This window comes from Streptomyces endophyticus (assembly GCF_035798155.1).
Taxonomy (GTDB): domain Bacteria; phylum Actinomycetota; class Actinomycetes; order Streptomycetales; family Streptomycetaceae; genus Streptomyces; species Streptomyces endophyticus.
This window is the reverse complement of sequence record NZ_JAOZYC010000168.1, coordinates 10,806-31,726: the sequence shown is the minus strand read 5'-3', so window position 1 is coordinate 31,726 and position 20,921 is coordinate 10,806. Positions and strand designations below refer to the sequence as shown.

At 70.7% G+C, this 20,921-nt stretch carries 14 protein-coding genes; 9 read left to right on the top strand and 5 right to left on the bottom strand.

Translation table 11 applies throughout. The annotated features are described in order from the left end of the window. The first annotated feature begins 202 nt into the window (after nt 1-202). From OKJ99_RS34510 to OKJ99_RS34480, 7 genes are all read left to right on the top strand, one after another. Entirely contained in the window at nt 203-1,138 is a 936-nt protein-coding gene (locus OKJ99_RS34510; RefSeq protein ID WP_326022174.1) for an LLM class F420-dependent oxidoreductase, read from the top strand. A 24-nt stretch (nt 1,139-1,162) separates the two neighbouring features. Then, nucleotides 1,163-1,951 (top strand): SDR family NAD(P)-dependent oxidoreductase, encoded by a 789-nt coding sequence (locus tag OKJ99_RS34505; protein ID WP_326022172.1) that lies wholly within the window; start codon nt 1,163-1,165, stop codon nt 1,949-1,951. 127 nt (nt 1,952-2,078) lie between these two features. Beyond that, entirely contained in the window at nt 2,079-3,197 is a 1,119-nt protein-coding gene (locus OKJ99_RS34500; RefSeq protein WP_326022171.1) for an LLM class flavin-dependent oxidoreductase, read from the top strand. A gap of 175 nt (nt 3,198-3,372) precedes the next feature. Then, nucleotides 3,373-5,112, top strand: a complete 1,740-nt coding sequence (locus OKJ99_RS34495) for an N-acyl-D-amino-acid deacylase family protein (RefSeq protein ID WP_326022170.1) — start codon at nt 3,373-3,375, stop codon at nt 5,110-5,112. Further along, entirely contained in the window at nt 5,109-6,569 is a 1,461-nt protein-coding gene (locus OKJ99_RS34490) for an aldehyde dehydrogenase family protein (RefSeq protein WP_326022169.1), read from the top strand. Before OKJ99_RS34495 ends, OKJ99_RS34490 begins: the two co-directional genes overlap by 4 nt. A gap of 117 nt (nt 6,570-6,686) precedes the next feature. Further along, nucleotides 6,687-8,324 (top strand): serine/threonine-protein kinase, encoded by a 1,638-nt coding sequence (locus OKJ99_RS34485; protein WP_326022167.1) that lies wholly within the window; start codon nt 6,687-6,689, stop codon nt 8,322-8,324. A gap of 268 nt (nt 8,325-8,592) precedes the next feature. Next, the gene (locus tag OKJ99_RS34480; RefSeq protein WP_326022166.1) at nt 8,593-10,152 is read left to right on the top strand and encodes an APC family permease; all 1,560 of its coding nucleotides are present in this window, start codon (nt 8,593-8,595) and stop codon (nt 10,150-10,152) included. Here OKJ99_RS34480 and OKJ99_RS34475 read toward each other — a convergent pair. Both OKJ99_RS34475 and OKJ99_RS34470 read right to left on the bottom strand, forming a co-directional pair. After that, entirely contained in the window at nt 10,149-10,562 is a 414-nt protein-coding gene (locus OKJ99_RS34475; protein ID WP_326022165.1) for a hypothetical protein, read from the bottom strand. The two genes, OKJ99_RS34480 and OKJ99_RS34475, sit on opposite strands and share 4 nt — an antisense overlap. Then, the gene (locus tag OKJ99_RS34470; protein ID WP_326022164.1) at nt 10,559-12,091 is read right to left on the bottom strand and encodes a CehA/McbA family metallohydrolase; all 1,533 of its coding nucleotides are present in this window, start codon (nt 12,089-12,091) and stop codon (nt 10,559-10,561) included. Before OKJ99_RS34470 ends, OKJ99_RS34475 begins: the two co-directional genes overlap by 4 nt. 127 nt (nt 12,092-12,218) lie before the next feature. On the opposite strand from OKJ99_RS34470, the gene OKJ99_RS34465 reads away from it, so the two are divergent. Continuing rightward, nucleotides 12,219-14,822: a bifunctional FO biosynthesis protein CofGH gene (locus OKJ99_RS34465; protein WP_326022163.1), complete on the top strand. Its 2,604-nt coding sequence runs from the start codon at nt 12,219-12,221 to the stop codon at nt 14,820-14,822. A gap of 257 nt (nt 14,823-15,079) precedes the next feature. Here the strand turns inward: OKJ99_RS34465 and OKJ99_RS34460 are convergent, their stop codons facing one another. Then, entirely contained in the window at nt 15,080-16,090 is a 1,011-nt protein-coding gene (locus OKJ99_RS34460; protein ID WP_326022161.1) for an AraC family transcriptional regulator, read from the bottom strand. 201 nt (nt 16,091-16,291) lie between these two features. Here OKJ99_RS34460 and OKJ99_RS34455 point away from each other — a divergent pair, with 201 nt between their 5' ends. After that, nucleotides 16,292-20,008: a tetratricopeptide repeat protein gene (locus OKJ99_RS34455; protein WP_326022160.1), complete on the top strand. Its 3,717-nt coding sequence runs from the start codon at nt 16,292-16,294 to the stop codon at nt 20,006-20,008. Here the strand turns inward: OKJ99_RS34455 and OKJ99_RS34450 are convergent. Then, a complete protein-coding gene (locus OKJ99_RS34450) occupies nt 19,965-20,150 on the bottom strand; it encodes a DUF397 domain-containing protein (RefSeq protein WP_326022158.1) in 186 nt (61 codons plus the stop codon). The genes OKJ99_RS34455 and OKJ99_RS34450 overlap by 44 nt on opposite strands. After that, on the bottom strand, nt 20,147-20,860 hold the full coding sequence (locus OKJ99_RS34445) for a helix-turn-helix domain-containing protein (protein ID WP_326022157.1): 714 nt from the start codon (nt 20,858-20,860) through the stop codon (nt 20,147-20,149). Before OKJ99_RS34445 ends, OKJ99_RS34450 begins: the two co-directional genes overlap by 4 nt. Nucleotides 20,861-20,921 lie beyond the last annotated feature (61 nt).

Below are 20,921 nucleotides of genomic sequence, written 5' to 3'. Positions count from 1 at the left end.
CGCAGGGGCTTGATAGCTCAAGCCCCGCCGGCGATTGAGGCGCGGGGTCCGGGGCAGAGCCCCGTGGCGTGGGGGCGGGTGGCCCGGCGGGTTGGCAAGGCCGGGTGTCACCAACCCTTGCCTGACGGGCCGTCAGACGTGAGGATGTTCCGCATCCGCCGAATGTGACGGACCGTCAGGAAACCTACCGGCAGGGGCTCTCATGGCTTCGCTCGCCTACGGAATGCAGCTTCCGGTCCAATCCCAGAGCACCGTCTACGCCGAGCCGTGGGAGGCGGGCGCCGGTGTGGAGGATCTCGCCGAGATCGCCCGCACCGCCGACCGCGACGGCTTCGACTACATCGCGAGCTGCGACCACGTCGCCATCCCGCGCCGGCTCGCCGACGCCATGTCGACGACCTGGTACGACCCCGTCGCCACGCTCGCCTTCCTGGCCGGTGTCACCGAACGCGTGCGGCTGCTCAGCCACGTCGCGATCGTGGGCCTCAGGCACCCCCTCGTCTCGGCCAAGCAGTACGCGACCCTCGACCACCTCAGCGGCGGGCGGCTCGTCCTGGGCGTCGGGGCCGGGCACGTACAGGAGGAGTTCGAGGCGCTCGGCGTCGACTTCGCCCGCCGCGGCGCCGTGCTCGACGAGAGCGTGGACGCGCTGAAGGCCGCGCTGGGGCCGGAGGAATTCCCGGTGCACAAGGGGGAGTTGTTCCAGTTCGAGGGGCTCGGGCAGCGGCCCAGGCCCGCCCAGCGGCGGGTGCCGATCTGGGTCGGCGGCTCCTCCGCCCCCGCCGTGCGCCGCGCCGCGCTCAAGGGTGACGGCTGGCTGCCGCAGGGCGACCCGAGGGGCCGGCTCCCGCAGCAGATCGAGAAGCTGCGGCGGCTGCGCGCCGAGGCCGGGATCGAGACGCCGTTCACCGTGGGCGCCATCACCGAGCCGCTGTACATGGGCGAGCCGACGTGGGACGTCGGGCGGCGCACGCTGTCCGGGCCGGGCGAGGCGATCGCCGAGTCGCTGCGGGCCTACGCCGCGATGGGCGTGCGGCAGATCCAGATCCGCTTCCGCAGCCGCACCCGCGAGGAACTCACCGACCAGATGGCGGCCTTCGCCGCCGAAACCGCTCCGCACCTGAACGACCTCAACTGACCGACAAGGCAAGGGGTTTGACGCATGGGCAAGCTCGACGGACGCGTGGTCCTCATCACCGGTGCGGCGCGCGGACAGGGGGAGCAGGAGGCACGGCTCTTCGCCTCGGAAGGGGCGAAGATCGTTGTCGCCGACGTGCTCGACGATCAGGGCGAGGCCGTCGCCAAGGACCTCGGCAACGGCAACGCCGTCTACGTGCACCTGGACGTGAGCAAGGAGGAGGACTGGGTCGCCGCCGTCGGCTCGGCGAAGGCCGCCTTCGGGAAGATCGACGGGCTCGTGAACAACGCGGGGATCCTGCGGTTCAACGAGCTGGTCTCGACGCCGCTCGACGAGTTCCAGCAGATCATCCAGGTCAATCAGGTGGGGGCGTTCCTGGGGATCAAGACCGTCGCGCCCGAGATCGGTGCGGCGGGCGGTGGGTCGATCGTCAACACCTCCTCGTACACGGGGGTGACGGGCATGGCGTACGTCGGCGCGTACACCGCCACCAAGCACGCCATCGTGGGGCTCACGCGGGTCGCCGCGCTTGAGCTGGCCGCGCAGAAGATCCGCGTCAACGCCGTCTGCCCCGGCGCCATCGACACCGCCATGAGCAACCCCTCCCAGCTGGACCCGGAGGCGAACACGGAGGAGGCGGCCCAGGCGCTCGACGAGCTGTACCGCAAGCTCGTGCCGCTCGGCCGGGTCGGGAAGCCGGAGGAGGTCGCGCGGCTCGCGCTCTTCCTCAGCTCCGAGGAGGACTCGGCGTACATCACGGGGCAGCCGTTCGTGGTGGACGGAGGGTGGCTGGCAGGGGTCAGCGTTTTGTGACCGCGTTCCCCGGCCGGACGAACGTAGCTGACGATGCGTCAGGTATTGACGGTCGGCGGACGCGGTGGAACAGTCGATCCAACCAATCTGACGATGCGTCAGAAACTGACGAGGACGGTGAACCTCCTTGGAATTCGGGCTCTTTGTACAGGGATACTTGGGCAAGCAGGCGCTGACCGACCCGACGGCCGAGCACCGCGCGCTCATGAACGAGACCGAGTACGTCATCCAGGCTGACAAGTCCGGCTTCAAGTACGCCTGGGCGTCCGAGCACCACTTCCTGGAGGAGTACTCGCACCTTTCCGCGAACGACGTGTTCCTCGGGTATCTGGCGCACGCGACGGACCGGATCCACCTGGGGTCCGGCATCTTCAACCCGCTCGCGCCGGTCAACCACCCGGTGAAGGTCGCCGAGAAGGTGGCCATGCTCGACCACCTCAGCGAGGGGCGCTTCGAGTTCGGCAGCGGACGCGGCGCCGGCTCCCACGAGATCCTCGGGTTCATGCCGGGTGTGACCGACATGAACTACACCAAGGAGATCTGGGAAGAGACCATCCGCGAGTTCCCGAAGATGTGGCTCCAGGACGAGTACGTCGGGTTCAAGGGCAAGCACTGGGAGCTGCCGCCCCGCAAGATCCTTCCCAAGCCGTACGGGAAGTCGCACCCCGGCATGTGGTACGCGGCCGGGTCGCCGCCGTCGTACGCCATGGCGGCCAAGAAGGGGCTCGGCGTGCTGGGCTTCAGCGTGCAGAAGGTCTCCGACATGGAGTGGGTCCTGGAGCAGTACAAGACCGCCATCCAGGACCCGGACCCCATCGGTGACTTCGTCAACGACAACGTCATGGTGACGTCCACGGCGATCTGCGCGGAGACGCACGAGAAGGCGGTGCAGATCGCGGTCGGCGGTGGGCTCAACTACCTGCAGTCGCTGCTGTTCCGGTACCACGACACGTTCCCGCGGCCCGAGGGTATCCCCGAGTGGCCGGAGCTGCTTCCGGACTACTCCGCGGAGATCATCGAGCTGCTCATCGCCGAGGAGCTGATGATCTGCGGTGACCCGGACGAGGTGCTGCAGCAGTGCAAGCGGTGGGAGCAGGCGGGGGCGGACCAGCTGTCGTTCGGGCTGCCCATCGGGGTGTCGCACGAGGACACGCTGAACTCGATCAAGCTGATCGGGGAGCACGTGATTCCGAAGATCGATACGGATCCGGTCCACCGGACGACCAGGTTCCGGTCGGCCGCGTAGTCCGTCTTGAGCCGGCCCCGGCTTCCCCTCCCGGACGGGAGCCGGGGCCTTTGGCCTTGTCGTGGTTGACGTCGCGGGGCTCTGCCCCGGACCCCGCTGCTCAATCGCCGCAGGGGCTTGAAGTGCCGGAAGCCGGGCTTGGAATGTTGCGAATCCCGAAAGGAGACGTCGTCGTATGTTCGACCACCTCATCAAGGGCGCCACCGTTGTCGACGGGACCGGTGCGCCCGCCTTTACTGCTGATGTCGGGATTCGGGACGGGCGGATCGCCGTCATAGCCGAGCCCGGACAGGTTGCCGAGGACGCCCGCAGCAGCGAGGACGCCTCGGGGCTCGTGCTCGCGCCCGGCTTCGTCGACCCGCACACGCACTACGACGCCCAGTTGTTCTGGGACCCGTACGCCACGCCCTCGCTCAATCACGGCGTGACCACCGTCGCCGGTGGCAACTGTGGGTTCACGCTCGCCCCGTTGAACCCGGAGCAGCCCGGTGACGCCGACTACACGCGTCGGATGATGTCCAGGGTGGAGGGAATGTCGCTGGTCGCCCTCGAAGAGGGCGCTCCGTGGACGTGGAACTCCTTCGGGGAGTATCTGGGCGCGCTGGACGGGCGGATCGCCGTCAACGCCGGGTTCATGGTGGGGCACTGTGCCCTGCGGCGGTATGTGATGGGGGCCGATGCCGTCGGTGGGCAGCCGAGTGCTGAACAACTGGAGCAGATGGTCCAGCTGTTGAAGGACGCCATGGATGCCGGGGCCTGGGGGCTCTCCACCACCCAGTCGTCCTCGCACTCCGACGGGGACGGCGAGCCCGTCGCCTCCCGGCACGCGAAGCCCGCCGAGCTGATCGCGCTCAGCAAGGCGGTCGGCGAGCACGAGGGGACGCAGATCGAGGCCATCGTGGCCGGGTGTCTCGACCAGTTCAGCGATGACGAGATCGAGCTGTTCGTCGACATGACCGCCGCCGCCGGGCGGCCGCTCAACTGGAACGTGCTGACCATCGACGCCGCCGTGCCCGAGCGGGTGCCGCGGCAGCTGGAGGCGAGCGAGCGGGCCCGGAAGTCCGGCGGCCGGATCGTCGCCCTGACGATGCCGATCCTGACCCCGATGAACATGAGCCTCGGGACGTTCTGCGCGCTCAATCTGATACCCGGGTGGGGCGAGGTTCTCGCGCTGCCCGTCGACGAGCGGATCGCCAAACTGCGGGACCCCGAGGTGCGGGGCGAGATGCTGCGCCGCGCCGACAGCAAGGAGGCCGGCGTCTTTAGGCGGCTCGCGAACTTCGGGCGCTACGTCATCGGGGACACGTACTCCGAGGCCAACGAGGGCCTGACCGGGCGGGTCGTCAACGACATCGCCGCCGAGCGGGGGCAGGAGCCCTTCGAGTGTCTCGTCGAGATCTGTGCCAATGACCGGCTGAGCACCGTGCTGTGGCCGATGCCGACCGACAACGACACCGACTCCTGGGCACTGCGGGCCGAGACCTGGAACCACGAGGACGTCATGCTCGGCGGGTCCGACGCGGGCGCGCACCTGGACCGGATGTGCGGTGCGCCGTACACGACCCGGTTCATCGGGGACTGCCTGCGGGGGCGGAAGCTGCTCGGCCTGGAGGAGGCCGTCAAGATGCTCACCGACGATCCCGCGCAGCTCTTCGGGCTGCGGGAGCGCGGGCGGATCCAGGAGGGCTTCCACGCCGACCTGGTGCTGTTCGACCCCGAGACCATCGATGCCGGGAAGGCGACGCTCGTGCACGATCTGCCCGGCGACAGCCCCCGGCTCGACTCGAAGGCCATCGGCATAACGGCCGTGTGGGTCAACGGAGTCGAGGCCATGCGCGGCGACGTCGTGAGCGGCGCGGTGCCCGGCAAGGTGCTGCGGTCGGGCGCCGACACCCGGACGGTGGGTACCAAGTGACCGAGTCCCAGCGGCTGTTCATCGGAGGCGAGTGGGTCGAGCCCGGCGCCGGGCACTACGACGTCGTCGACCCGGCGCGCGAGACCGTCGTCGGGCACGCCCCCGAAGCCTCGCGGCAGCAGGTGTACGACGCCGCCCGCGCGGCCCGCGACGCCTTCGAGCCCTGGTCGCGTACGAAGCCGGAGGAGCGGGCCGCGATCCTCGACCGGGCCGCCGACCTCATGCAGCGGGACTTCGCCGGAAACGCCGAGCTGGCGCAGGCGGAGAGCGGGGCGACGACCGGGACCGCGCGCGGCATGCAGGTCGCCGTGGGCGTCTCGCGGTTCCGGCGGTACGCGAAGGGCGCCCTGGAACCGGTCGAGGAGGCGATGACGCCGCAGATCAACGAGGCCGGACCGATGGGGAAGGCGGGTGTGACGGGCGCGCTCGCCGTGCGCCAGCCGGTCGGCGTCGTCACCTGCATCACGTCCTACAACAACCCGTGGGCCAACCCGGCCGGCAAGATCGCCCCCGCGCTCGCCATGGGCAACACCGTGCTCGTGAAGCCCGCGCCGCAGGACCCGCTGTCGGTGTTCCGGATGGCGGCCGCGCTGGAGGAGGCGGGAGTTCCGGCCGGTGTCGTGAATGTCGTGAGCGGGACCGAGGTCGCCGTCGGCGAGGCCGCGGTCGATGCGCCCGACGTCGACATGGTCAGCTTCACCGGCTCCACCGCCGTCGGTCAGCGCATCGGCGAGGTCTGCGGCCGGTCCATGAAGCGGCAGCTGATGGAGCTGGGCGGCAAGGGCGCCGCGATCGTCCTCGACGACGCCGACCTGGACTCGGCGGTGGCCGGCATCGGCACCACGTACGCCTTCTACAGCGGGCAGATCTGCACCGCCCCGACACGGGCGATCGTGCACCGGTCCGTGTACGACGAGTTCGTCGCCAAACTCACCGCGTACATCGGCTACATGAAGGTCGGCGACCCGCGCACGAAGGGGACCGTCCTCGGGCCCGTCATCTCGGCGGCGCATCGTGAACGGGTCGAGTCGTACGTCGAGTTGGGGCGCAAGGAGGGCGCGACGGTCGTCGCAGGCGGCGAGCGGCCCGCTCTTGAGGAGGGGTTCTACGTCGCTCCCACCCTGCTCGCCGACTGCACCAACGACATGCGGGTGGTGCGCGAGGAGATCTTCGGGCCCGTCGTCGCCGTGGTGCCCTTCGACGGCGACGAGGACGAGGCGGTCGCCCTCGCCAACGACTCCGACTACGGCCTCATCGACTACGTGTGGTCCGGCGATGTCGCGCGCGCCTTCCGGGTCGCGCGGCGGCTGCGGGCCGGCGGGGTCGGCGTGAACACCATCGGCCGGAACATGGAGGCCCCGTTCGGCGGCTTCAAGAAGAGCGGGGTGGGCCGGGACGTCGGCTCGTACGCCCTGCACGCGTACAGCGAGTGGCAGTCGATCGTCTGGCCGGGATAACTCCACTGAAGCACCACCAGCCCCACGGAACCCACGGGCCACTCCGCTGCGTGTCTACAACTGGGCATGTGAAAATGCGCAATTGTAGATGGTCACTACGGCGGAACCGGGGGTTCCATGGAGGCGCTGGAGGCGCAGGATCCGCGCACGGTCGGTACATACCGGGTGCTCGGGCGGATCGGTGAGGGCGGCATGGGGCGGGTCTATCTGGCCCGCAACGCGGGAGGCCGCTCCGTCGCGCTGAAGTTCATCCACGCCGACATGGCGGCTCAGCCGGGCTTCCGTGAGCGCTTCCGGCGCGAGGCGGACGTCGTACGGCGGGTCGGGGCGCCGGGGACGGTGCCGGTCGTCGACACCGGCCTGGAGGAGCGGCACCCCTGGTACGCGTCGGAGTACGTGTCGGGGCCCTCCCTCCAGGATTCGGTCGACCGGTTCGGGCCGCTGCCCGCCGAATCGCTGTGGCGGCTTGCGGCGGATCTCGCGCAGACCCTGGAGCATGTGCACCGCGACCGGCTCGTGCACCGCGACCTCAAGCCGTCCAACGTGCTGCTGTCCGCCGACGGGCCGCGCCTCATCGACTTCGGGATCGTGCACGCGGCGCTCGACGCGGGGCTGACCTCGGCCGCGCTGACCTCGACCGGGGCGCGGATCGGCACCCCGGCCTACATGTCGCCGGAGCAGGCGTACGGCGAGAAGGTGACCGCCGCGACCGACGTCTACAGCTTCGGGCTCACGCTCGCCTTCGCCGCCACCGGCGTCCAGCCGCACCGGGGCAGCCTCGACCCGCAGCTCCCGGGTGTGGCCGAGGAGCTGCGGAACGTCATCCGGCACTGCCTCGACCCGGAGCCGGAGCGGCGGCCGGACGCGGGGCAGCTCGTGGTCCGGGCGCGTACGCACGACGTGACGAGCGATACGTGGCTGCCCGCGCAGGTCGCCTCGCTGATTGCCCGTACGTCGGGGCAGCTTCTGAATCTGGAGGCGCGGGCCGACACCGAACTTCAGGGGCAGGGGCAGGCCCAGCAGGCCCACCAGGTCCCGCAGCAGGGGCAGGAGCCGGGCTTCGGGCCCGGCCACACCGCGTACGACGGCGGGGCGGGGCCGGGCTTCCACGGCGCCGCGACGCAGCCGGCCGGGGCCTCGTCGGGGCCCTCGACCCCGCCGCCGCCCTCGCCCCCGCCGGGCCCCTCCAACGGATTCCACGGGGCGGCCACGCAGGCCGCTCCGCCGCCCCCGTACGCGTACGGCGGCGGGCCCGGTACTCCCCCTCCCGCCGGAGCCTGGGGAGCGGGGGCCTGGGGAGCGCGGTCCGGGCCGGCCGCCGGGGCCGGGAACGGGAACGGTGGTGGCGGGCTGCTGGGCCGGCCGACGCTCGGGCTGATGTGGCTGGTGCCCGCGGGCCTCGGCTCGCTGCTCGTCCTCATGGCCGACGCCACCCTCATGGGGTTCACGCGGGTGACCGGTGCGGCGTGCCTGATCGGCCTGGCGTTCTCGCTGGCCAGACGCGGCGGCCCCAGACAGGGCTTCATGCTGTACTGGCTCGGGCTCTCGGGCCTGGTCCTGCACTCCTGGTGGGGCGTGGGCTCGTACACCTTGACCGGCCTAGAGGTGCAGCACCTGCGCGAGCAGGGGTGGCAGCCGTCCGGCTACCAGCACCTCGTGGACGCGGTCAGCGGCCCCTTCGAGATCGTCCTCGCCCTCGGCTCGCTCTCCCTGATCTATATCGTGCCCGCGGCCTTCCTCCGCTTTCGGAAGTGACGTAGGCGAGTGACGTACGGCGAGTGGCGCGGCGCGTGACGCAATCGGCACGGGAAAATTTTGAATCGGGCGAAAACGGACCCGGCTTCGATTACCGAATATCGAACGCCGGGCGCCTTGCCTTGTGATCTACCGGTAGGCTGAATGAAATCCCTGGGATCGGCGGGGCGCATGCCCGAATTGCCCATGGATCGCCAGCCGTCGCGGTCGTGACAATCCCTGCCAGATCCAGCCAGATGTGGAAACCGCAGGACTTAACGTCCTGTTCATGACTCAGTTGGACGCAGGGCCCTCGACGGGGCGGGCCGCAGACACCACCGCCGGCGGCGGGGGCAAGGGCCTCGGCGGGAACTCCGTCGGGCTGCTCGGCAGCGCCGTCATCGGCGTCTCCACGGTCGCACCGGTCTACTGCCTGACCTCCACGCTCGGCTCCACGGCCGGCGAGGTCGGCCTCCAGATGCCCGCGGTCTTCCTCGCGGGATTCCTGCCGATGCTGCTCGTGGCCTTCGCGTACCGGGAGCTCAACAAGGTCATGCCGGACTGCGGCACGTCCTTCACCTGGACCGTGAAGGCGTTCGGTCCGCGCGTGGGGTGGATGTGCGGCTGGGGCCTGGTGATCGCGACGATCATCGTCCTGTCGAACCTGGCCGGGGTCGCGACCTCGTACTTCTGGCTGCTGGCCGGCGAGATCACGGGGAACGACACCGTGGCGGCGCTCGACGACAACAAGGCCGTTCACATCCTCACGTGCCTCGTCCTCATCGCGGCCGCCACGGCGATCAGCTACCGGGGCATGACCGCGACCAAGGGCGTCCAGTACACGCTCGTCGGACTCCAGCTGGTGGTGCTCGCCGTCTTCGTCGTGATGGCGGTGGCCAAGGCGGGCTCCGCGGACTTCGCCGGGACCTCGGTGGACTTCTCGTGGTCGTGGCTGAACCCGTTCTCGGTGCGGTCCTTCGGAGCGTTCACGGCGGGCCTGTCCCTGTCGATCTTCATGTACTGGGGCTGGGACACCTGCCTCACCGCGAACGAGGAGACGATCGGCAGCGACAAGACGCCGGGCCGCGCCGCGCTCATCGCGATGGTCGTCCTGGTCGGCTCGTACCTGGCGACGGGCGTGGCCGCGCAGATGATCGTCGGCTCCGGCGGCAAGGGCCTCGGCCTCGCCAACCCGGAGACCTCCGACAACGTCTTCGCCGCGCTCGCGGGCCCGGTGATGGGCCCGACCCTCGGCATCCTCCTCTTCGTCGCCGTCCTCGCCTCGGCCGCGGCCAGCCTCCAGACGACGTTCATCCCGGTCGCCCGCACGGTCCTCGCCATGTCGACGTACGAGGCGCTGCCCGCGTCGTACGCGCGCGTGCACCCGAAGTTCCGCACGCCGGGCCGCGCGACGGTCACCGCGGGCGTCGCCACGGCCGTCTTCTACACGGTCATGACGCTGGTCTCCGAGCACGTCCTCGTCGACACGATCTACGCGCTCGGCCTCATGATCTGCTTCTACTACGCGCTGACGGCCTTCGCCTGCGCCTGGTACTTCAAGGCGGAACTGCGCCGCTCGGTCCGCGACCTCACCTTCAAGGGCCTCTTCCCGCTGCTCGGCGGCGTCCTCCTGTCCGCCGTCTTCATCAAGACCCTCGTCGACATGTGGAACCCGGCGTACGGCAGCGGCTCCTCGGTCCTCGGCATCGGCTCGGTCTTCGTGATCGGCGTCGGCCTGCTGCTCGTCGGCGTGGTCATCATGCTGGTGATGGGCCGCCGCAGCCCGGCGTTCTTCCGCGGCGAGGTCCTGAACCGAAAGACGCCGGTGCTGGTGGTGGAGGAGCCCTAGGCCGACGGTCCCCAGGCACTGTCACGGGTGTGCGGCACCACCACGATCTGCACCTCGTCCTCGTAGAGCACCCGGCCCGGGTCGGCCGAGCGCACCAGGTGGCAGTCGACGCCGTGGGCGGCCAGGATCTCCAGGTAGCCGGGGACCCGGTCGAGGAGGTGGGTGGCCGACGGCTTGAACCAGGCCGCGGCGCCCGGGTTGACCTCCTGGTCGTAGACCGTGGGGTCGACGGCGGAGGGGTCCGGGTACGCGGCGTCGTACCAGTCGTTGTTGACGCGCCGGAAGGACTCCTGCTCGGCGGTCAACCGACCGTCCCGGGCCAGGTTGTTGACGAGTCCGAACAGGCCGGTGAAGTGGCCCCGCCGGTTGCGGTGCGGCGACTGGAAGCGCACGTAGCCCTGGGGTGTCATGCCGCGCCCAGGAAGATCGGGTTCGTGAAGGCCGCCAGGGGCCCTGGGAGGCCCTGGGTCGTGGGGGTGTGGCGGATCTCCGCGCGTGCGTACGCCGCGTAGGACGCGGTGGTCCTCCAGGTCGCCGAGGCCACGCCGGGCGCCGACGTGAACAGGGTGCCCTGGTCCGTGACGATGTGGAGGGTGCAGTCGGGGGAGGCCTTGGCCTTCAGGGTGATCGTGACCGGAGCGTCGGGGGACACCGTGAGGCGCTCGCCGATGCCCGCCGACCCGCCCTTGCCGCCGGTCGCCGTGAAGGTGAGCTCGACCGACGAGGACTCCGCCACGTACGAGTGGCCCGCCTTGATGCCCGCCTGGATGGCCTCGCGGCTCAGGTCGTCCGCCAGGACCACGGTCTGCGGGCCGCCGACGCGGTCCGGGTCGCGGTGCGCGTCGCTGTTGCCCATCGCCGGGATCCAGCCCGTGCGGCCCCTTGAACGGGCGTACGCGACCAGGGTGTTGTCCCAGTCCGCCAGGGACACCTCGTCGTCCGGCGTGTACGGGCCGTTCCACACCTCGACCGCGTCCGCCTCGCCGAAGCCGAACTTCCAGCCGCAGCCGATGCACGTCGCGTGCGGGTGCGCGGGGACGACCAGGCCGCCCGCGCGGCGGATCTGCTGCGCGTACTTCGCCCAGCGGTTGTCGCGCGCCCGGTAGCGCCAGTCGACGAACGTGCCGGGCTCGGTGCCGAGCGCGACCACATGGCCGTTACGGGTGGTGATCTCCTCGCCGATCATCACGAGGAGGTCGTCGCCCGCCACGTCCGACCAATGAGCATGGGCGGAGTGCGTGTTGTGGTCGGACGTGTTGATGAAGTCCAGCCCGGCCGCGCGGGCCAGCGCGCCGATCTCGGCCGGTGTGCGGCGGCCGTCCGAGTACCAGGAGTGCAGGTGACAGTCGCCCCGGTACCAGGCACGGCCCCGGCCACGGGCCCGCTGCGGCGGGTACGTCGGGCGGGGCGTCGGATCCGCCTTGCCGTGCGTGAGCGTCACCGTCACCTCGTACGGCAGGCCCTCCGGCGCCACCGTGTACGGGCCCAGCGCGATGTTCCACCGGCCGGGCCGGACCGGGCCCGGGATGTAGCCGGGCGTCGCGTCGTCGGCGCGGACGAAGAACTCCGTGCGGGCGCCGCCCGACCAGCCGCGGAAGCCCTCGCCGCCGAGCGCCGTGCCGCGCTCGTCGAAGACGCCGATGTCCAGGGCGTTGTTCTGGGTGCCGGCCGGAAGCCCGGTGGCCTTCTCGTACGTGTAGGAGACCTTGATCTCGCGTACGCCCGAGGGGACATCGACCGGGAGGTAGACGTAGTCCGGCGCGCCCGGCGGCAGCGTGCCCTTCAGTGTCTTGGTGGACCGCGAGCCGTCGGCGGCGCTGGCGAAGCTCATGGTCGTGAGCGTAAGCGCGCCCGCGGCCCCGGTCACGAGCAAGGCGCGTCTGCCGATGCCGTGTTCGCCGTCCTGCCCCGCATCCTCGTGTATGTCGTCCGTGCACATTTCGCGGCTCCCCAGAGTGTCCGATGTGACGTGCGCAACCCTTGTATTCAGCCGTGAACTCCGCCGCAAGGGAAGGGCACCGACGGGCGCCCTCGAAGTGTCCGGATGGCGCTCGTATGCTCGGTTCATGAGTGATCAGGACGCCGTACCGCAGCCCCCCGAGGCCGACCGTCCCACCGCCAACGCCATGCGCCGCGCACTGAAACGGGCCAGAGACGGTGTCGCGCTCGATGTCACGGAGGCCGCCGTGCTGCTGCAGGCGCGCGGCGACGACCTGGCCGACCTCACCACGTCCGCCGCCCGCGTGCGCGACGCGGGCCTGGAGGCGGCGGGCCGGCCGGGTGTCATCACGTACAGCAAGAGCGTGTTCATCCCGCTCACCCGGCTGTGCCGTGACAAGTGCCACTACTGCACGTTCGTGACCGTCCCCGGCAAGCTGCGCCGCGAGGGTCACGGGATGTTCATGTCTCCCGACGAGGTCCTCGACATCGCGCGCAAGGGGGCCGAACTGGGCTGCAAGGAAGCCCTGATCACCCTCGGCGACAAGCCGGAGGACCGCTGGCCCGAGGCCCGCGAGTGGCTCGACGCGCACGGGTACGACGACACCATCGCGTACGTGCGCGCCATATCGATCCGGATCCTGGAGGAGACGGGGCTGCTGCCGCACCTCAACCCGGGGGTGCTGTCCTGGACCGACTTCCAGCGGCTCAAGCCCGTCGCGCCCTCCATGGGCATGATGCTGGAGACGACCGCCGAGCGGCTGTGGTCCGAGCCGGGGATGCCGCACTACGGCTCGCCCGACAAGGAACCGGCCGTACGGCTGCGGGTGTTGGAGGACGCGGGCCGCTCGTCCGTGCCGTTCACCTCCGGTCTCCTCATCGGGATCGGCGAGACGTACGAGGAGCGCGCCGACTCGCTGTTCGCGCTGCGCCGCACCGCCCGCTCGTACCACGCCATCCAGGAACTCATCATCCAGAACTTCCGCGCCAAGCCGGACACGGCGATGCGCGGCATGCCGGACGCCGAGCTCGACGACCTCGTCGCGACGGTCGCCGTCGCCCGGCACATCATGGGCCCGTCGGGGAACATCCAGGCCCCGCCGAACCTCGTCGACGGCGAGTACGCACGCCTCATCGGCGCGGGCATCGACGACTGGGGCGGCGTCTCCCCGGTGACCATCGACCATGTGAACCCCGAGAAGCCGTGGCCGAAGCTGGAGGAGCTGGCGCGGCAGTCGGCGGAGGTCGGCTTCGAGCTGCGTGAACGGCTGTGCGTCTACCCGGAGTTCGTGACGCGCGGCGAGCCGTGGCTGGACCCGCGGCTGCTCCCGCACGTCAACGCCCTCGCCGACGCCGACGGCCTGGCCGTGGCCGACGCACCCGTCGTGGGCCGCCCCTGGCAGGAGCCGGACGAGGGGTACGTCGCGTCGTCGGGCCGCACCGACCTGCACCGCACCATCGACACCGAGGGCCGTACGTCCGATCGCCGCGACGACTTCGACGTGGTCTACGGCGACTGGGAGGCGCTGCGCGAGCAGGCGGTCCCCGGCATGGAGCCGTCACGCATCGACGGCGACGTACGCGCGGCCCTGAAGCAGGCGGCCGACGACCCGACGAAGCTCACGGACGACGAGGCCCTCACCCTCCTGCACGCGGAAGGACCCGCCCTCGACGCGCTCTGCGGCATCGCCGACGACATCCGCAAGTCGGTGGTCGGCGACGACGTCACGTACATCGTCACGCGGAACATCAACTTCACCAACGTCTGCTACACCGGCTGCCGCTTCTGCGCCTTCGCCCAGCGCCGCACGGACGCCGACGCGTACACGCTCTCGCTCGACCAGGTCGCCGACCGGGCCCAGCAGGCCTGGGACGTCGGCGCGGTCGAGGTCTGCATGCAGGGCGGCATCCACCCGGACCTGCCCGGCACGGCGTACTTCGACATTGCGAAGGCGGTCAAGGAGCGCGTGCCCGGCATGCACGTCCACGCCTTCTCCCCGATGGAGGTCGTCAACGGCGCTTCGCGCACCGGCATGTCCATCCGCGAGTGGCTCACGGCGGCCAAGGAGGCGGGTCTCGACTCGATCCCCGGCACGGCGGCCGAGATCCTCGACGACGAGGTCCGCTGGATTCTCACGAAGGGCAAGCTGCCGGCGGCGACCTGGATCGAGGTCGTCAAGACCGCCCACGAGCTGGGTCTCAGGTCCTCCTCGACGATGATGTACGGGCATGTGGACCAGCCCCGCCACTGGCTCGGCCACCTCAGGACCCTGGCCTCGATCCAGCAGGAGACCGGCGGCTTCACGGAGTTCGTGACGCTCCCGTTCATCCACACCAACGCGCCGGTCTATCTCGCCGGCATCGCGCGGCCGGGACCGACGACCCGCGACAACCGCGCGGTGACGGCCATGGCGCGCGTCCTCCTCCACCCGCACATCCCCAACATCCAGACGAGCTGGGTGAAGCTCGGCACGGAAGGCGCGGCCGAGATGCTGCGTTCGGGCGCCAACGACCTGGGCGGCACGCTCATGGAGGAGACCATCTCCCGGATGGCGGGCTCCTCCTACGGCTCGTACAAGTCGGTCAAGGACCTCATCGCCGTCGCCGACACGGCGGGCCGCCCGGCCAAGCCGCGCACGACGCTCTACGGAGAGGTCCCCGAGGAGCGCGTGCACTCCGCCCGCGCTTCGGACGGGCATCTGCCGGAGTTGCTGCCGGTGCTGGAGCCGTAGGGCCGACGGGAGCGGGGCGTCGCCGAAGCGGCGAGGTCCCGGGCCCGGCGCCGCTGACAGGGTGGGCAGCCGGGCCCGAGGGCGTGCAGGCGCTCCCGCATTGCCTGCGCCAGGTCCGCCACCGGACAGGGGATGGAGGGGAGCGGCGGGTGGGCGACGCCGACGTCGTCCATCGTCCGCGACATCTCGTGAACGGGGCGGTACGAGGAACGTACGGCCTGCGTGGTGCGCCGGTCTCGCCGGTTCGCGCGGAGCCGCTATCCGGTTCGCGCGGTGCGCCACCCGGCGGCGAGCGTACGGGAGGGCGGTTCGCCGAACCGGACCCGATAGCGCTGGGCGAACCGGCCCAGGTGGACGAAGCCCCACCGGTAGGCGACCTCGCTGACGGTGATCTCGCCGGGCTCGGCGGTGCGCAGCAGCATCCGTACGCGCTGCAACCGCACCTCGTGCACGTACCCCATGGGCGTCATGCGCACCTGCGAGCGAAAGGCCTCTTGCAGCGTGCGCAGGCTGACGTGGGCGACGGCGGCGAGCCGGTTCGCGTCCCAGGGCTCGGCCGGGTTGTCGCGCACCACGTCCATGACGCGTTTGACGGCGATGGCGGGCATGCTGGGCGGGGGCGCGTCCAGCGCCTCGCGGTAGCGGTGGTCGGTCGCCAGCAACAGGCCCTCCAGCAGGGTCTGTTCGAGCCGGCCGCAGATCATGGGGCTCTGCAGCAGTCCGTCGGGGCTGCTCGCGTCGAGTGCGACCCAGCGGGCCAGGTCCGCCCAACTGCGGCCCGCTCCCCGGGAGATGTCGAAGGCGGGCCTGAAGTCGGCGTGCCGGTGCACGGGCCTGCCCAGCATGATCTCCAGCTGCCGGTGCATCGCCGCTTTGTCTATCTTGATCGTGAGGGTGTCGCAGTCCGGGGAGAAGTCGCCGACCCGGAAACCGGCTGTGGGATTCAGCACGCCGCCCGTGAAGGCCGTCACCTGGGTGTCGGCCGCCGGGCCCTGGCCGATGTCGAAGGAGCCCGTCGCCGGCGCCACGACGTGGTAGCCCTCCAGCTCAGGGATGAAAGCCCGGATGGAGGCGCCGAACGACATGCGTCCGAGCGTCACGCCGCCCAGCAGCACGACATCGGCGTCGAGCTCGAAGTCCTCTGCTGTGGGGGTGTCCAGTTTCATGTCGTAGAACTGCTGCGACAGCACGGCGCGCGCCTCGTCCACCGAACGCGTGGAGAAACGGTTGGCCGCGCCCGCAAGGCCCTGTCCCTTGCCCGCGTCCATGATGTCCCGCCCTTTCAGGCGCCCCTCAGCGCCGGAAGACGTATCACCTCAGGATGCTCCGCCGATCAAGACGACGGGACCCTTTCCGGGGAACGACCACCGGATCGGAGTGCGGCCCTCTCGCCGGTGCCGGACAGGTGCACATGACCCAGGACGCTGGAAGACTGGCTCGAAGGCCTCGGGCGGCCGATGGGGGACGTGATGGCTGAGCCGGAACCGTCGATGCAGGAGCTGATACGCAGGCGCCGCAGGGTCGGCTTCATCGCCAGGCGGTCCGAACTCGCCTCGTTTCGAGCGAATTTCGAGGTCCCGCCGGGCGACGAACGGCACCGGTTCCTGTTCCACGTCCATGGCCTCGCGGGCGTCGGCAAGACGTCTCTGCTCAAGGAACTGGCCGACGTGGCACGCGAGTTCCGCGTGGTGACGGCCGTCGTCGACGAGGCGGTCGGCAGCGTGCCGGAGGCCCTGTCCGAACTGTGCGTCCAGTTCGCCGCGAGCGGGCACCGCCTCAAGGACCTCGAACGCCGGCTCGCCGCGCACCGGGAGCGGCGGTACGAGGCGGAGGCCGCGGTCGCGGTGCAGGACCCCGCGGGGCCTCCGACACCTTCGGTGGGCAGCTCCACGGCCGTCAGGGCCGGGCTCGCCGGACTCGGTCTCGTCCCCGGCCTCGGCCCCTTCGCCGGAGCCGCCGAACCCAACCAACTCGCCCTGGGTGTCGACAAGGTGAGGGCGACGCTCAGCGCACGGCTCGGCAACCAGGACGACGTACAGCTGGTCATGTCGCCGGAGAAGGTGCTCACACCGATCCTGCTGCGCGAGCTGACCGCCGTCGCGGCGAACGTGCCGTGGATCGTGCTCTTCTTCGACACGTACGAGCGCACGGGCTCCTTCCTCGACGAGTGGCTGCACGACCTGATGACGACGAGCCGCCACGGCGTGCTGCCCAGCAACGTCGTGGTCGTCACGGCGGGCCAGCGGCCCCTGGACCTGGCGCGGTGGGGCGCGGACGCCGCGGTGCTGGAGACGATGCCGCTCGACCCGTTCACCGACGACGAGGCGCGGGCGCTGCTCGCGGCCAAAGGCGTCACCGACGAGCCGCTCGTGGCGAAGATCCTGAACGTGACGGGCGGGCTTCCCGTCCTGGTGTCCATGCTGGCCAACGGCCGACCCACCAGCCTGGAGGACATCGGCGACCCCAGCACCGCGGCGGCCACGCTGTTCCTCAGGTGGGAGCGGGAGGACCGCCGTGACGTGGCCCTCGCCTGCGCGCTGCCGCGCCGACTGGACGCGGATGTCTTCCGGGCCGCAGTGGACTGCGCGGACGACGAGGCCGACGGGCTCTACGGCTGGCTGCGCGGACTCGCCTTCGTCAGCGACCGGTCGGGCCGGGCGCAGTACCACGAGGTGGTCCGCCGACAGATGCTGTGCCTGCAACGCCAGCGCTCACCACGCGACTGGTCGCGGCGGCACGTCCGGCTCGCGGAGGCGTTCGCGCAGTGGCGGGCCGAGGCCGGGGATTCGTTGGAGCAGTGGGAGTGCTGGCTCGACCAGCGCTGGCGCGAGCTGCGCACGGCCGAGTCGTACCACCGGTTGTGCGCCGAGCCGAAGGCGGCTCTGGCAGAGGTGCTGCGGCTGACCGTCGACGCCATCGACGACGGGACGGAGGCGGACGTCCGGGGCTGGGCGCGGATGCTGGTGGAGGCGGGCGAGGACACGGAGGCGCCGCTCGTCGGCGAGTGGGGCCGCGAGCTGCTGTCGGCCCTGGACAAGGGCGGGGTGGCCCCCGCGCTCGACCTGTTGCTCGACCGGGCCGGCTTCGACGCGCCCACCCGCGGCCTGGTGCAGATGCTCAAGGGACGGGAGCTGCGCTGGGCCGGTGAGTACGAGAAGGCGGTGGCCGAGTACGACCGGGCCATCGAGCTGGACGCGGAGCTGGCGCGGGCCTATTACGGGCGCGGGTACACAAGGCTCTTCCAAGGGCGGGAGCGGGAGGCACTGGCGGACCTCGACCGCGCCCTGGAACACGACCCGGACGACGGCGACACCTTCATCCGGCGGGCCGAGGCGCACTGGTTCCTCGACGAGACCCCCGAGGCCCTGGAGGAGATCGAGCGCGCCCTGCACGTCGCGCCGTCCGACCTTGAGGCCCTCGCGCTCAAAGGGGTGCTGCTGTACGAACTGGGGCGGCACGAGGAGGCCTTGGACGCCCTCGGCCGGTCGGGGGCAGGGGACGGCGATCGGGCGCATGCCGTGAAGAACCAGGCGCAGGTGCACCGCCAGCTGGGCGGTGACACGGACACCTGGTCCGACCGTGACGAGCGCGTGAACCTGGCGCCGAATACCGTGCTGCTCGCCCGGGGACGAGCGTTCCGGATGCGCCGCGACGGCCGCTGCCAAGAGGCGGTGATCGAGTGCGACCGGACACTCCGGCTCGGCGGGCCGTCCCCGCACGCGTACTGGAACAGGGGCGCCGCGCAGCGCGATCTGGGCCGCCCCGACGAGGCAGAGCGGGACTTCACCCGGGCCCTCGAACTCCAGCCGGACTACGGGCCCGCGCTGATCGACCGTGCCGAGCTGTGGGCCGACCAGAGGGAGCTGGAACGGGCGCTCGCGGAACTCGACAGCGCCATCGCGGGCCGGCAGGACCCGTTCTGGTTCGCCGTCTCCAAGGGCGACATCCTGCGCCGGGAGCGACGCTTCGACGAGGCACTCGCGGCCTACGAGCAGGCACTGGGCACCGACGAGGAGCAGCACGAGGCCCATGGGAGGCGCGGCCTCTGCCTCTATGAACTGGAGCGGGACGAGGAGGCGTTGGCGGCGTTCGGGCGCGCGGTCGAGCTGATGCATGCGAACGTCTGGGCAAGGGTGAGGCGTTCCTGGGTCCTGCGCCGCATGGACGAGCACGAACGTGCCATGGCCGAACTGGACCGTGCGGTGGAATGCGCGCCGACCGACGCCTGGGCCCTGACTCAGCGCGGAGAAGCCCACCGCATGGCCGGCGACTTCGAGGATGCGCTGTACGACCTCGACCACGCGCTGGAGCTGGACGACAAGGACCCCACCACGCACGGATCCCGCGGCGCCGCGCTGTACCGCCTCGACCGGGACGAGGAGGCGGTGGCCGCCTTCGACCGGGCTCTGAAACTCGATCGGGAGTACTCCTGGGCATGGGCGTACCGCGCGGAAGTGCACCGGTACCTCGGCCGGTTCGAGCAGGCCGTGTCCGACGCGGACCAGGCGGCCGAGATCGACAGCTCCTCCACCTGGGCAGCCGGCAGGCAGGTGACCGTCGCGCTCTCGATGGGCCGCCTGGACCGCGCCCTGACCGGTCTGGCGCGATACGAGGAGGTGGGCGGCGACCAGGGCTGGGCCGAGTGGAAGCGGGCCCTGATCCACGTGTACCGGGGACAGACCGGGGCGGCATTCGACGTGTTGCGGGCGAGCAGGGCCGCGGGCAGGGAGCCGGACAGCGAGATGCTGCGGCTGTGGGCAGCCGTGCTGCGCATGGCGGGGCGGCTGGACGAGTCGTCGGCCGTGTGCCGGCAACTGCGCGAACTCAAAGGTGCGGAAGGGGAGTTCGAGTATGCGGTGACGGTGGCGTGCAAGGAGGGCGTGAGCGCGGCGCGGCCACTGTGGAGGAGGCTGCGGGGCAGCGAACCCGAGGAGTTGGCGCTCGTCGCGGCCGGGCTCGGGGAGTGGGCCTGGCTGGACGGCCATCTGTCCGAGGTCCTGACCCCCACCGCGGCCTGGGACGACCTCGCGGAGTTCGCCCTCTACCTGGGTTTTGTCGCCGCCGCCCCGGGCGCCGACCGCGCCCGCTTCGCCCCGCGCATCGCCCAGGTCGAGCAGGCACGGGACGCGCTTCAGGCGCGGTTCACCGCAGCGCCGACAGAAACGCGGCCCAGGCGGGGGCCGTGACGGTGACGGCGGGGCCGGGGTCGGGGGTGTGGGGCTGCTTGGAGTCGCGGATGTGGATGGTGGTGGGGCCGGGGGCTACTTCCAGGCATTCGCCCTGGCCGCCGCTGTAGCTGGACTTGAACCAGTCGAGGTCCGTGCTCATACTTCCCGCGCCACCTTCTCGATCAGTGTTGCGGACTCCTCAGGGGTGAGGGCCTGCGCCCGAAGAATGCCATACCGCCCGAACAGGTCTCCCAGGTCCGGCTGTTCGCTGATGAAGTAGCCGCCGCTCGGTCCTTCGACGTAGGCGAGGTGGGCGCGCTTGGCCGTCTCCAGAAGGATCATGGGTCCGTTCAGCCCGGCATGGATCTCTCGGTCGTGCGGCATCACCTGGATGTCGATGTTGCGCATGCGACCCACGGCGAGAAGGTGGTGCAGTTGCTCCCGCAGGGCGTCCCGACCGCCCAAAGGCCTCGTCAGCGTCGACTCTTCGAGCACGTAGCTGACGGTCGGCTGTGGCTTGCGTGTGAAGAGTTCCTGTCGCGCCAGTCGCTCGGCCAGCCGCTGGTCGATCTCACTGTCCTCCAGCGTCGGACAGCATTCGCTCAGGTACACAGCCCGCGCATACGCCTCCGTCTGGAGCGAACCGGGCACCAAGTGGTTCTGGTACACGTGCAGCGCGTGCGTCTTCCGCTCCTCCGCCAGCTCGACCAGGCGGCCCTTCGGTGGTCGCTCGCCGCGCTCCACCATCGCCACCTGCGACTTGGAATACCCCACGTGTTTGCCGAGGGCCTCCATCGTCAGCCCGGCCCGCTCCCGGTGGAACCGCAGCAGCGCGCCGAATGCCTTGGACCCACGTTCCCCGAAGTGCACAACGGCCTCCCCAAGTGCACAGCCCTGCACGGACGGTGCGTAACCCTGTCACAGTATGTGA

Coding starts and splice junctions, on each gene's coding strand:
- OKJ99_RS34480 (WP_326022166.1), top strand. CDS start 8,593: ATGACTCAGTTGGACGCAGGGCCCTCGACGGGGCGGGCCGCAGACACC.
- OKJ99_RS34460 (WP_326022161.1), bottom strand. CDS start 16,090: ATGGACGCGGGCAAGGGACAGGGCCTTGCGGGCGCGGCCAACCGTTTC.
- OKJ99_RS34470 (WP_326022164.1), bottom strand. CDS start 12,091: ATGTGCACGGACGACATACACGAGGATGCGGGGCAGGACGGCGAACAC.
- OKJ99_RS34505 (WP_326022172.1), top strand. CDS start 1,163: ATGGGCAAGCTCGACGGACGCGTGGTCCTCATCACCGGTGCGGCGCGC.
- OKJ99_RS34465 (WP_326022163.1), top strand. CDS start 12,219: ATGAGTGATCAGGACGCCGTACCGCAGCCCCCCGAGGCCGACCGTCCC.
- OKJ99_RS34495 (WP_326022170.1), top strand. CDS start 3,373: ATGTTCGACCACCTCATCAAGGGCGCCACCGTTGTCGACGGGACCGGT.
- OKJ99_RS34475 (WP_326022165.1), bottom strand. CDS start 10,562: ATGACACCCCAGGGCTACGTGCGCTTCCAGTCGCCGCACCGCAACCGG.
- OKJ99_RS34450 (WP_326022158.1), bottom strand. CDS start 20,150: ATGAGCACGGACCTCGACTGGTTCAAGTCCAGCTACAGCGGCGGCCAG.
- OKJ99_RS34510 (WP_326022174.1), top strand. CDS start 203: ATGGCTTCGCTCGCCTACGGAATGCAGCTTCCGGTCCAATCCCAGAGC.
- OKJ99_RS34485 (WP_326022167.1), top strand. CDS start 6,687: ATGGAGGCGCTGGAGGCGCAGGATCCGCGCACGGTCGGTACATACCGG.
- OKJ99_RS34455 (WP_326022160.1), top strand. CDS start 16,292: ATGGCTGAGCCGGAACCGTCGATGCAGGAGCTGATACGCAGGCGCCGC.